The organism is Priestia sp. SRI_019 (assembly GCF_057586255.1).
In genome coordinates, this window is the sequence record NZ_JBYCZN010000003.1 from 351,568 (window position 1) to 364,428 (window position 12,861).

Sequence of the window (12,861 nt, forward strand, 5' to 3'; positions counted from 1 at the left end):
TCGTTAGTATAAAACACCAAGTTTTGTCATATGGTTGTATCAAGAAGCGTGTGTGAAGGGGGAACTTTATGAAGTTGAATGAAGTGTTGCACCGCATCACAACTATTTATAATGAGCTAGAAGAAGAGTGCTTTCAATATATAGGGGCTGTGATCAACGAAAATGCAGAGCTGGATATTTCTCGTCTAGAAGAATTAAGTACGCTGTTAAACTTCGTATATGAATGCTCGCAGGATGTATTAGTAGGTTCCATTTTAACAAAATTGGATTATGGACAACCCATTTATCAATTTGCTATGTTAAAGCCTATTTCCCTTGAAGGAAATGAAGATAAGTTAGATATTTTATATGAAGAAAAGGTAAAAGTAGAAAGAGCTATTCTAGATGTGTATACAGCTCAGCGAAAGAAGTTATTGACTCAAGCAGCTGAAGACTTAAAAGAACTGCACTACGAGCTGCAGACCTATGTGTATGCTTGCAACATATAAGTGAATCTGTTGAAATGGCAGGGCATATATACAAATAAAAGGGAACATGTTAGGATAAGTAAAAAGAACTCCTAATCAAAGAGTTCTTTTTATTGTAAAATATATGATTTTGAACTAGTAAAGCATAAAGACGGTGGTAATGGCAGTTACCCTTTTCTTTGTGCTTTTTTTATCCGATTGTGTTGATGATGCTGCTTACTGCGTTAAAAAAGTTCATAAGTACCTCGTTTAGCATGTAATATGCCTCCTCTCTTACTAAATATGTACAATCAAATTATCCAATTGTGTTAATGATGCTGCTTACCGCGTTAAATAAGTTCATTAAAACGTCGTTGAACATGTTTGCAACCTCCTTTATGATAGATTCATATAGTAATACGAGAAAACATAAAGTTTGGATCACATTTTTTAAATGGTTTTTTAGAAAAATAGTTAAAAAGAAAATTTAATGGAGGTTGAAGAAGATGAACTCGTTTACAAACGACGAAAAGCAAGCGGTATATAAAGCGATTTACGGAAGAAGAGATGTACGAACATTTTTGTCTGATGAGATTCCGAATGAAACCGTTTATAACATTCTACAGGCTGCTCACAGCGGACCTTCTGTCGGGTTTATGCAGCCTTGGAATTTTATATTAGTATCTGATACAGAAGTGAAAAATAAACTTGCCTGGGCAGCAGATAAAGAGAGAAGAGCACTGGCTATTCATTATGAAGGTGAAAAGAAAGAAGATTTTTTAGAGCTAAAGATTCAAGGGTTAAAAGAAGCGCCGTTAACTATTTGCGTAACGTGTGATCCAACAAGAGGAGGCTCTCATGTTCTCGGAAGAAACTCAATTCCAGAAACCGATATGATGTCAACTGCATGTGCGATTCAAAATATGTGGCTTGCTTCATATGCAGAAGGACTGGCCATGGGGTGGGTAAGTTTTTATAAGAAAAATGATGTACGTGACATTTTACATATTCCTCCTCATATTGATCCTGTAGCGCTCATGTCAATTGGCTATACAGATAAATACCCTGAGAAACCAATCTTAGAACAAGCTAACTGGGAAAAAAGAAGGGATTTAGACAAGCTAATTTATCATAATATATGGGAAAATGAAAAAGAATAGCGGAGAGAAAATAAAGACATACTAAAAAGCGCCGAAATATAGTAAAATTTGAATATTAAATGATACACTATATATAGCGAAAGCGGATATGAGCGTCTAGCGTATCCGTTTTATTTATATGTATACAAATGACTTGGGAAAAAGAGAGATAGGAGAATTGAAGGTTTCATGAATATTGCAAGAAGTTGGCTTCACAACAAACTTACTGTTCGCATCATTACGCTTATTATCATTACAGTTTTACTTGTCAGCATTAGAAGTATGCTTCAGCTGCTGTTATTTACGTTTATTTTTACCTTTTTAATTGGTCGTCTTCAACAAGCGTTAAGAAGAAAGCTTCCGCTTAATTCAACGCTTATACTCATCGTCATCTATATCGCACTGATTGGGGCCCTCGGTATTGTAGGATATGTATATATCCCGGTTATTATGACGCAAGTTACTGAGCTTGTACAGAAGCTGATGTATTTTTACAAACACCCCCCTGATAATACATTCGTCACCTACATTATCGATAATCTAAAGAGATTCAAATCACCGGAGAATATTCAGCAGAATATTGATTTAGTATACAGCTATTTATCTAATATTGGAAAAGTAAGTGCACAAGTTTTCTTAGCACTCTTGTTAAGCCTATTCTTTTTACTTGAAAAGTCGCGGATTCACCGATTGTTTGTCCAATTGGAACAATCTAGGCTGGGCTGGTTTTTCAAAGAAGCTGGCTATTTGGGGAGAAAGTTTGTTAATTCCTTCGGCAAGGTAATAGAAGTTCAGTTTATTATTGCTTTTGTGAACAGCATTTTATCCGTTATTGCGCTGTGGGTGTTAGGGTTTCCTAATTTGCTTGCACTTGGCGTTATGGTCTTCCTACTAGGGCTAGTGCCGGTTCTTGGGGTATTTGTTTCACTCATTCCACTTTGTACAATCGCTTACAGTTTAGGAGGCGGTGTAAAAGTACTATCTGTGTTAATTATGGTGGTAGTACTTCACGCACTTGAAAGCTATGTATTAAATCCAAAGCTCATGTCATCTAAAACAAACTTGCCAACGTTCATTACGTTTATCATTTTAGTGTTTGGTGAACACTTCTTGGGCGTATGGGGGCTAATTCTTGGTATTCCTATTTTTATTTTCTTTTTAGATTTGGTAGGAGTAGATTCAGCACAGCAACTGTCAAAAAAAGAAGAGACTGGGACAAAATGATTTTAGACGAGGTGAAAAACGAACCATTAATCAAGATGTTTGATTAGTGGTTCGTTTCTTTTTTGCTATGGTGAACGGAGGTTTCATCTGTTTTCGTTCCTTCTAGCAGTTGATTGGAAGGCACGGCAAAGACTCCTGCGGGAAAAGCGGAACAGGTGAGACCCCGCAGGAGCGTAAGCGACGAGGAGGCTCAGCGGCCGCCCGCGGAAAGCGATGCCTTGCATGGAAATCAACTGCGGTGTCACAAGCGGTTCAGCTCATGTTATCCTATTTGTTCGTCTTTAGAATGGATTCATGTCCTTATTTCTCAACCTCTTCTTTTTTTAACGAGCGTATCGTTTTTTGAATGACTGGATGATCTCGATGCTTAAGTTTATAAGCAAGAAAGATCTGATTTTTTACTGCTAAATGTTCAAGTTCGATTTTTACTTTTTTTTCTCGAAGCGCTTCTTGAATTAAATAGCGGGGAAGCAGGCTGATTCCCATGTGATGCTGAATGGCTTTTAACACCGTTTGAAGATTTGGAATCACGTGATGAGGCTGAATTTCAGGTCGTTTTTTAAAATGCTGCCGCCAAAAACGTCTAATAATAGGAAGTTCAAGACCATAGCTAATCCACCGCTGGTTGTATAAAAACTCTTCTACGTCTTTACTAGCTGTCATTTCAAAAGAAGGAGGGACGGTTAAGACAAACTCTTCTTCTTCAATGACCGTATATTCAATTCCAGGTATTTGCAATCTTTGGGTTGTAATCGCAATATCAATTTCGTCGCTTTGTATCTTTTCAAGCAAAACAGAAGCAATACCAAACTGGCTGTAGCAGCGGATACCTGCATCTTTTATTCTTTCTAAAGCTTGTTCGGTAAAATACTCTACGGGAGAACCAATTTTTACGACCGGCAGCGCGTCGGGAGATGAAGCGGTCATTTTTAGTTCAATTGAAGCAGCTTCTAGACTTTCAATTAACGGGACAATACGCGTGTACAGTTCTTTACCTTTTTCTGTTGGAATCATTTTTCTCGGTGCACGGATAAATAACCCTTCCCCTATTTCAGCTTCTAAAGCAGCTAAGTGCTGACTCATGGCCGGCTGCGTTAAGATCCTCGCTCTGGCTGCTTCAGAAACGGATCGATATTTGTAAATGCTAATAAAGCTGCGGTACCATTCAAAATCAATCATTTATGCTATCCTTTCTTATAAATTTATTTATGGATATCTATTTATTTTCTAATTTGTATTATAGACAAGCTCCCTTTAAAATAAAAATAGTAAGCAAATCATTTTTAGATAAAATAATAAAAGCAGCGCTAGGAAAATGATTTAAAAAGGAGAGTTAGACTGTGAAAGCATTATTATTGCAAGATAAAAATAAATGGACAGAAATGAAAGTAGAAGAAATAGAAAAACCTCTTCCAAATAAAGGGGAAGTAGTAGTTGAAGTTCACGCAGTAGGACTTAATCCCGTAGATTATAAAACGGCTACTAATGGAAATCCTCATTGGACATATCCTCACATTCTAGGTTTAGATGTAGCTGGGACAATTGATGAAGTTGGAGAAGGAGTAGTTGATTGGAAAAAAGGAGACCGCGTTGTCTATCACGGGGACTTTATGAAAAAGGGCGGATATGCTGAATATGCGGTTACAACTGCTCATTCAATTTCGCGCATTCCTGATGCTGTTACATTTGAAGAAGCTGCTGCTTTGCCTACGGCAGGTTACACAGCGTATGAAGCACTATTTCGTAAACTTCCAATGAACCATATTCAAACCATCTTAATTCATGGAGGAGCTGGAGGCGTAGGAGGCTTTGGCGTGCAGCTTGCTAAAAACGCTGGAAAAATGGTTTTCTCAACAGCTTCAGCACATAATCATGAGTATGTGAAGTCGTTAGGAGCCGATTATGTAATTGACTATCGCGAGGAAAACGTCGCGGAAAAAGTATTGGAGCTGACAAATGGCCGCGGCGTAGATGCTGTGCTTGACACGGTGAGTGCAAAGAACGCAACGGATTCTTTAGATATGATTGCCTATAGAGGACATTTAGCACATATTGCTGGTGCACCTGATTATACAAAAGTAACGCCTTTTACAAAGGTGATTTCTTATCATGAAGTAGCTTTAAATGCTGCACACCACATTGATGACATGATTGCGCAAGCGGATTTAGCAAAAATGGGCGATGAGCTTTTAGCATTAGTAGCAGAGAAGAAAGTAGCTCCGATGATTGAGCGCATCATCTCGTTAAAAGAAGTGCCAAGTGCATTAGAAGAGCTTTCAAAACGCCATGTGAAAGGGAAAATCATTGCTAAAGTTAAATAATAGCAGAAAAAAACTCTTTTATTAGTTGTAATAAAAGAGTTTTTTTCTGCTATTTTCTTTTTTTGCGTTACTTCACTTATGAACTGCATATGATAGAAGATAATCAAATATAGCAAACGGATGCGTATGAGCTTTTTTTACTAGTAAAATTGCTTTGAAATCGTGAAATTTCGAATAGTTTGAGTTATGATGAAAGAACGTGAAATTTGTGTGATTGAAAGGAGAAAAAAGGTGCAAGGGTTTATTGATTTTGTACAAAATTTAGGCATAGTGGGCATCTTTATTGCTACAGCAATCGAAGCTGCGGCAATTCCTTTTCCATGTACGTTATCGATTTTGCTCATTGGCTCGGTGCTGCAGCTCTCAATATGGAAAATCCTTATTGTTTCAGCTGCTAATACCGTTATTTATATCGCATTCAACTATATTCCGTTCGTTATGGGATACAGGTTTGAATCTATTACCAAGCGCTGGTTTGGTGAAAAAAATATAAAGCGTGCCCAAAAATGGTTTCATAAATATGGAAAATGGAGCATTACGATTTCTCGTCCCATCAGTATCGCAAACTATATCACCTATTTGGCAGGCCTTAGTAAAATCAAATCTAAGGACTTTGTTTTATACAGCACCTTAGGTATTTTTCCGTGGTTTGTTTTTTTGCTCTATGTAGGAGGACTTGGAGATATTGAAAAAATCCAAAAATATTTGCATGATGTTGATCGTTTAATATTTGTTATTCTTATAATCGGAGTGATAGTTGGTGCAGGCTGGTGGATGAAAAAGAGAAGAAATACATAAAAAAGGACCGGCCTAAATAAGCAATTCCTTAAAATAAGAGAGTTTTTAAATCAAAGTTTTCATAATTCAAAAGAGCCGCCTCTAAGTCGAAAATTCGACTTAGAGGCGGCTCTTTTATTCAACTACGAATAGCCCGCCAGCTTCTATAAGACGTAATATCCTCCGCATCTTCTGTCGCATGAGCTTCACAAAGAAAACCCGCTACTTCACTGCCGTCTTCAAGAGTGATTTTGCCTAGTCCGAGAGGAGAAGGGATAGAATCGGCAAAAGAGCCGAGTAGTGATAAAGGCATTTCCCAAAGTTCAACTTCAATTTTTTCTCCTTGTTGATGTGTTCGCAACAGCCCCGGTTTTGCTGGAGAAGTAGGCAGTTTAAAAAGCTGATAATAAGGAGCGGTTTGGTCTTTTCGTACGAATGAAGCTCCGTGTTCACGCATTTGAGATTCAAGTGGAAACCCGCGCATATGCAAACCGCAAACAGCTACTAATGTTGTATCTTTTTTTGAAGCAACCGTTCGTTCACCATTTAAAAATAATTCGCTGAGTCCGAAAATGAATTGTTCGCCGTCAAATGTAGAGAAAAATGAAATGCCAAACGGTAAATCAAGATCCGCATCCTGAGATGGAAGAGAGACAGCACACAAGTCGAGTAAGTTACAATGATTTGTAAAACGCCCCATGTCACTGTTTGTTTCAATTGGATTTTCTCTTACTTGTTCCCGGGTCCACGTTCCGCCTGCTGTCGGCATAACAAGAACAGCATTTTTAAGCTGATGATATGCTTTATGTTTAAAGGATTGAAGCTTATGTGAAGCTTGAAATAAAGCAGCAGCATCATATTCTGATTTAGCTCCTGAACGAAGCACTTGCTCGGTTACAGGAAAGGCTGTTTCTTCATGAGAAGTGATAAATTCTCCTAAGTCAGCCCAGCGCTCTGCTACGTAAGGACCGTCATATAATAAAGCAGCTGCTTCACTTAAATACGAGCCGTCCATGTATTCGATAGGAATAGATAAATCTTCAATCTTTTTCACAGCTTGTTTCCATGCTTTTTCGTACTGCTCAGCAAACGGCCCGTAAAACGAAAGCGGTTCTTTTACCATATAAATTTTTTCAGGAAGCGCCGAAGAAGCCCGAACAACAGAGCGTGACCATGGGTCTCGATCGTCTACTCCTCTAATAATGGAATCTACGAGCAGTACGTCACTCCATTCATGAGCAAAAGCAGTGACGCAGTCTAAGCTTTTACATGCCGGAACTACACCTGCAGATGGCCAAGCTCCAAGGGAAGGTTTGTAGCCGATTAGGCGATTTAAACCAGCTGGAACCCGCCCTGAACCTGCTGTATCGGTGCCTAAAGAAAAAGCAGCATGCCCCCGAGCTACGGATACAGCTGATCCTGAGCTCGATCCGCCGCTAATGAGCTCTTGCTTTAACGCATTCTGCGTTTCGCCATACGGGCTTCGTGTCCCGACCAGTCCTGTAGCAAATTGGTCCAGGTTGGTCTTTCCAAGAGGAATAGCACCTGCATCGATAAGGCGTTGCACAACCGTAGCATGTTCAGAAGGGGTATACGTATATTCTTTACATCCGGCTGTCGTCGGTACATGTGCTACATCGATATTATCTTTAACGGCGAATGGAATTCCCCACAAAGGTAACGCTTCAGGGCCTAGCGTAGCTAAGCGATCTAGATAAGGTTTTAACTCACCGAGTATGGGAGGGGTAATCCAAATATTCATGTCTTTGTCAGCTTCTACCCGCGCAAGAATTTGATGTACTACATCTTCTGGAGTTAATTCTTTTTTGATATACATATCACGTAACCATTGAACCGAAAATGTTTTAGGCAAGCTCACTGTTTTCATTGTATCCACCGTCCTTAATGAGTAATTGGAGCAAAGGCTTTTATACCGGCAATCAGCTGTCCAGCTTGTACTTCATCGCCGGGTTTCACATGAATAGAGCTGATATATCCATCCATAGGTGCTAGCTGTGGAAACTCCATTTTCATGCTTTCTTCGATAATTAACGTATCGCCTTTTTTAACTTTTTGTCCTTCTTCTACAAGAACTTTCCATACGCTTCCCGGCATTGTACAGCGCGCGGCTTCCGTACCTTCGGGCAGTTCTTGTTCCGTAATTTCAGCTGTTTCATGTTCAGAGACGTACTCAGCTAAACCAAGTGCTTTCCAATTTTCTCGTTCTGTTTGAAAAGCAGCCTGCTGGGTGTGACGAAAAGCAGCCGTGCTTTCTTCAATAGATGAAAGAAAATCTAAATATTCTCCAAGTTTAAACGTTGTCTCCGTAATATCTGCTTCAAATCTCCCACGAAGGAAATCTTCGCGCAGTTTTAAAAGCTCATCTGCTTCTACTGGGTAAAATTGAATTTGATCAAAGAAACGAAGAAGCCACGGTTTTCCTGCTTCAAAACTTTCCGTTTGACGAAGTCGGTTCCACATTTGAATCGTGCGTCCCACGAATTGATAGCCGCCAGGACCTTCCATTCCGTATACGCACATATACGCACCGCCAATACCAACTGCATTTTCAGGCGTCCATGTACGGGCAGGGTTGTATTTCGTTGTAACTAAACGGTGACGAGGGTCTAGAGGCGTAGCAACAGGTGCGCCTAAATATACATCTCCAAGCCCCATTACAAGATAATTAGCGTCAAATACAACTCGTTTAACATCTTCAAGGTGGTTCAGACCGTTTACTCGGCGAATAAACTCTAGATTGCTTGGACACCATGGTGCATCTGGACGAACGTTTTGCTGATAGCGTTCAATAGCTAATTGAGTCGCAGGATCATCCCATGAAAGTGGAAGTTTTACAATGCGAGACGGAACTTCCATTTCTTCAAGAGGAGGAAGCGCGCGATCAATAGTTGAAATGTGCTGACAAAGTTCAAGAATAGACATCTTTGTTGCATCAATATGAATTTGAAGAGAACGGATACCAGGCGTTAAATCTAGAACCGGTAAATCCTCACGCTTTTGGATAGCTTCCATTAAAGCATGTACTTGGAAGCGAAGCAGAAGATCAAGCTCCATTTCTCCGTATTCCACAAGTATATACGCATCGCCTGAGCAGCGGACGGAAAATGGGAAGCGTCTATTTTCCGTTTCGTTAATCAGCAGCGGATAATCGCTTTTAAGCGGCTGTGCTACTGGATTTGTAAGTGCAGGAAGTGATGCAGATGTTCCGATATGCTGTAAAAAGTCTTCCTGAGTACATTTGAGTTTTTCAGCTTGTTCAAGGTCAATTAATTTAAACGAAATTTTATCTCCGGGATGAAGCTGTCCTATTTTCCAAAACTCTGCTGAAGCGGTGGTAACAGGGCTAACAAAGCCGCCAAGACTCGGACCGTCTGGGCCAAGTAAAATAGGCATATCTCCCGTTAAGTCTAAGGTGCCGATGGCATATGCGTTATCATGAATATTTGATGGATGCAAACCGGCTTCTCCTCCATCTTCACGGGTCCAAAAAGGAGCGGGACCTATTAACCTAACGCCTGTTCTAGAGCTGTTAAAATGAACTTCCCATTTTGTATCTGTTAGCTGCTGTAAGTACTCTGGCTGTAAAAATTCTTCTGTACAATGAGGTCCTGGAATTACTCCGATTGTCCATTCTTTAGTCATGGCTGGCTGATAGGAAAGGGCAAGTTCATTTTCAACGTGAGAGTGGTCAGAGACACGGAGTACATCTCCCGTACGAAGTGCTCTTCCGCCGTGTCCTCCGAAGCTTCCTAGTGTAAAAGTAGAAGAACTGCCTAATATTTTAGGCATATCAAGTCCGCCGCCAATCAGTAAATACGTACGCATTCCTTCGGTTGCTTCATTAAATGAAAGAATTTGTCCCGGCTTTGCTCTAATGGTCTTATACATAGGGATTTCAGCGCCGTCTAATGTAGCATGCATGTTGGCACCCGTAATGCAAAAAGATACATTGTCTCTAAATTTATAAGAGCCGCCGCGGAGAGTCATTTCAATCCCTGGTGCATCCGGGGAGTTTCCGAGAAGTTTATTTCCTATGCGGAAAGCAAAAGGATCCATTGGACCGCACGGAGGAACCCCTACGTTCCAGTGCCCGGTGCGTCCCGGGTAATCTTGAACAGTGGACTGAACGCCTCCGTCTAATACTTCGAGTGCTTGTTCGCTGGGATTATATGAGTTAAGCATTTGAGTATACACGTCGCCTGTTTTGCACGCTTTTTCTTCTAGCAGTCCTTGCAAGTATTGAAGATTAGTAGTAACGCCGTATAATCTTGTCTCTTTTAAAGCAGCGTTCAATTTTAGAAGGGCTTCTTCTCGTGTTTTTCCATAAACGATAATTTTAGCGAGCATAGGATCATAAAGTGATGTTACAGTAATACCGTCTCGTACCCACGTTTCAACTCGAGTACTTTTAGAGAAAATTGCTTGGTCGATTTGCCCGCCGCTGGGACGAAAATCATTTAAGCAATCTTCTGCATAAATACGAGCTTGGATACTGTGACCTGAAGGCACGGGAAGCAAAGAAGGAAGGTTTACTAGCTCATCGCATGCTTCTTTAAGCATCCATTCTACTAAATCAACGTTTAACACTTCTTCTGTAACGCCGTGCTCTACTTGAAGACGAGTATTTACTTCTAAAAAATAAAATTCCTCCGCTTCGGCGTCATAAAGAAACTCTACCGTTCCTGCGCTTCTATATCCGACTTCTTTAGCTAGTCGCGTAGCTGCTTGCAGCATATTTTCCCGTATACATGAAGGGAAGTTTGGAGCTGGACTTTCTTCAATTACTTTTTGATTTCTTCGTTGAATAGAGCAGTCGCGTTCTCCTAAAGCCACTACTTCTCCAAAAGAATTCCCGAAGATTTGAACTTCTACATGGCGAGCTTTTTGAATGTATTTCTCTAAAAAAACACCGCTGTTTTTAAAGTTTGTTTGTGCTAAATGGCAAACTGAGTCAAAAGCTGCTTGAAGCGCTTTTTCATCTTGGCAAACACGCATTCCAATTCCGCCCCCGCCAGCTGTACTTTTTAACATAACGGGATAGCCAATCTCTTCAGCAGCACGTACAGCTTCTGATACATCTGTAATAAGAGGTGTACCGGGCAGCAAAGGCACATCGGCTTTTTGCGCAATTTCCCGAGCTGAATGTTTTAATCCGAATATTTCCATTTGCTGAGGTGTAGGACCCATAAATACAATTCCTTCAGCCTGACAGCGACGAGCAAATTCCGCGTTTTCACTTAAAAAACCGTAGCCTGGATGAATAGCTTCCGCGCCTGTTTTCTTTGCAATATCTAGAATAAGGTCTTCGTTTAAATAACTTTCTTTGACCGGGCCGCTGCCAATTAAAATGGCTTCATCTGCTTCATCAACGTGCAGGCTGTCTTGATCGGCTTCTGTATAAACAGCTACAGATTCCACTCCGAAATGTCGTAATGTTCGCTCAATTCTAACGGCAATTGCTCCTCGGTTCGCAATTAATACTTTTGTAAACATAGATGAACACTCCTTTTTATAATGAATCCCAAATAACTAAGCGAATAGGGGTAGGGTTATAATCGTTGCACGGGTTGTTAAGCTGAGGGCAGTTGCTGATCAATACAAGTGTAGGATGGATAGCTTCCATTTCCACATAGTATCCAGGGGCAGATACCCCGTCATTAAACGTTAATCCGCCGCTTGGCGTCACAGGTACATTCATAAAAAAGTTTACGTTTGGTGCTAAATCTCTTTTGGTGTAGCGGCTATCATATTTTGATAGCTGAAGCATAAATGTATCTCGGCAGTTATGCATCGGAAGCGTGTCATGTGCATAGCGTACGGTGTTGCTTTGTGCCGAACAAGCTCCGCCTAAGGTGTCGTGGCGTCCGCACGTGTCAGCAACAATTTTGACTAGTTCTTTGCCAGATTGAGAAAGCAGCACTGTGCCGGTGGATAAATAAATATTTCCTTGATTAGCAATCGTAGATACTGCACTGTAATGATCTTCTAGGTTTTCAGCATCAAAGAATAAAGTATCCGCTGCTTGATTGCCTTCTACATCTATTATTCTAAGCGTTTGGCCGGGTTTGAGCTCGTGCATCCAGCCATCTCCAGCCAGTACCGTTTCATCATAAATTGCGTTCTCTATTTTTCTGTTGCTTTCCGCTCGATTAAATACAGCCATTATAAAGCCTCCTTTATTTTTAAATCATTGATAGTGTTTTATTTCCAAGCAATAGATCATAAGACCATGTGTTTTCAAACGCTCGTTTACTTTCAGGTCTGAAATTTAAACAGTAGTCGTCTGAGCTTACAGGAGCTGCTTCATCTACGGTTATTTCAATCGGAACAGAAGGGTACGTTCCGCTCGGGTCTAGAGGGTTAGGTGTATTAGACAGTAGAAAAAGCAAATCCATTTCTGTTCTAAGTGTAATAAAATCTCCTTTTTTACAATGAGAAGAAACAAAATTCATATTGCCTTTTTCGTCGCAGTATACTTTTGAAAATAAGTTAAGGTTAGGGACTAGATCCCGTGTTGTTAAACCGTTGCGCAAAAGCTCCATTGAAAAATTTTCTTCGCCATTTCTTCGCCATTCGTTTCGAGATTCTTGATAAGTAGATGCGCCGTATTTTTGGTGAGTTAAGCTGCGCGTAGTGTAGCCTGAAATGGTATCATGCCAGCCGGTGGTGTCAGCAGTGATGCTTGCAAATGCTCTGCCGTTGTCACTCATCAGAACGTGTCCTTTTGTTAAGTGAGCAGTGTGCTGAGCTTTTAAGGTATCGGGCATGTTATATCGTTCTGTTAAATCATAAGCGTTGTATAATAGTAGGGATACATTTGCACCGGATTCTTGTGCGGTAAACGTCACCGATTTTCCTCTTCCAATTCGGCCTGACCATTTTCCACCAGCCGGGATTGTTTGCTTCCAGATAGAACTCATAAAATAACCTCCT

Annotated in this window: 11 protein-coding genes; 6 read left to right on the forward strand and 5 right to left on the reverse strand. The window is 40.5% G+C overall.

Going from position 1 to position 12,861, the window contains the following annotated elements; all coding sequences use genetic code 11:
* Positions 1–68 precede the first annotated feature (68 nt).
* The 4 genes from AC2YJL_RS20065 to AC2YJL_RS20080 all read left to right on the forward strand — a co-directional run bounded on the left by AC2YJL_RS20065 (position 69) and on the right by AC2YJL_RS20080 (position 3,155).
* Positions 69–488 carry a hypothetical protein gene (locus AC2YJL_RS20065; protein ID WP_014461339.1) on the forward strand — a complete coding sequence of 140 codons (420 nt, stop codon included), beginning with the start codon at positions 69–71 and terminating at the stop codon, positions 486–488.
* Positions 489–952: 464 nt separating this feature from the next.
* Complete coding sequence (bluB, locus tag AC2YJL_RS20070) at positions 953–1,606, forward strand: 5,6-dimethylbenzimidazole synthase (protein WP_034269758.1); 654 nt, start codon at positions 953–955, stop codon at positions 1,604–1,606.
* A gap of 168 nt (positions 1,607–1,774) precedes the next feature.
* Positions 1,775–2,809 carry an AI-2E family transporter gene (locus AC2YJL_RS20075; RefSeq protein WP_014461337.1) on the forward strand — a complete coding sequence of 345 codons (1,035 nt, stop codon included), beginning with the start codon at positions 1,775–1,777 and terminating at the stop codon, positions 2,807–2,809.
* A gap of 109 nt (positions 2,810–2,918) precedes the next feature.
* Positions 2,919–3,155 carry a hypothetical protein gene (locus AC2YJL_RS20080; RefSeq protein WP_228116690.1) on the forward strand — a complete coding sequence of 79 codons (237 nt, stop codon included), beginning with the start codon at positions 2,919–2,921 and terminating at the stop codon, positions 3,153–3,155.
* Here the strand turns inward: AC2YJL_RS20080 and AC2YJL_RS20085 are convergent.
* The gene (locus AC2YJL_RS20085; RefSeq protein ID WP_116372071.1) at positions 3,110–3,988 is read right to left on the reverse strand and encodes a LysR family transcriptional regulator; all 879 of its coding nucleotides are present in this window, start codon (positions 3,986–3,988) and stop codon (positions 3,110–3,112) included. The genes AC2YJL_RS20080 and AC2YJL_RS20085 overlap by 46 nt on opposite strands.
* 161 nt (positions 3,989–4,149) lie before the next feature.
* Here AC2YJL_RS20085 and AC2YJL_RS20090 point away from each other — a divergent pair, with 161 nt between their 5' ends.
* Both AC2YJL_RS20090 and AC2YJL_RS20095 read left to right on the forward strand, forming a co-directional pair.
* A complete protein-coding gene (locus AC2YJL_RS20090) occupies positions 4,150–5,130 on the forward strand; it encodes a zinc-binding dehydrogenase (protein WP_230931890.1) in 981 nt (326 codons plus the stop codon).
* Positions 5,131–5,361: 231 nt separating this feature from the next.
* A complete protein-coding gene (locus AC2YJL_RS20095) occupies positions 5,362–5,928 on the forward strand; it encodes a DedA family protein (protein ID WP_230931891.1) in 567 nt (188 codons plus the stop codon).
* Between the two features lie 118 nt (positions 5,929–6,046).
* Here AC2YJL_RS20095 and atzF read toward each other — a convergent pair whose 3' ends face one another.
* The 4 genes from atzF to AC2YJL_RS20115 are packed head-to-tail and all read right to left on the reverse strand — an operon-like array spanning position 6,047 to position 12,848.
* On the reverse strand, positions 6,047–7,795 hold the full coding sequence (gene atzF, locus AC2YJL_RS20100; protein ID WP_230931892.1) for an allophanate hydrolase: 1,749 nt from the start codon (positions 7,793–7,795) through the stop codon (positions 6,047–6,049).
* Positions 7,796–7,809: 14 nt separating this feature from the next.
* The gene (gene uca / locus AC2YJL_RS20105) at positions 7,810–11,421 is read right to left on the reverse strand and encodes an urea carboxylase (protein WP_487374900.1); all 3,612 of its coding nucleotides are present in this window, start codon (positions 11,419–11,421) and stop codon (positions 7,810–7,812) included.
* Positions 11,422–11,437: 16 nt separating this feature from the next.
* On the reverse strand, positions 11,438–12,091 hold the full coding sequence (locus AC2YJL_RS20110) for an urea amidolyase associated protein UAAP2 (RefSeq protein ID WP_251567286.1): 654 nt from the start codon (positions 12,089–12,091) through the stop codon (positions 11,438–11,440).
* Positions 12,092–12,110: 19 nt separating this feature from the next.
* Complete coding sequence (locus tag AC2YJL_RS20115; protein ID WP_230931895.1) at positions 12,111–12,848, reverse strand: urea amidolyase associated protein UAAP1; 738 nt, start codon at positions 12,846–12,848, stop codon at positions 12,111–12,113.
* Positions 12,849–12,861 lie beyond the last annotated feature (13 nt).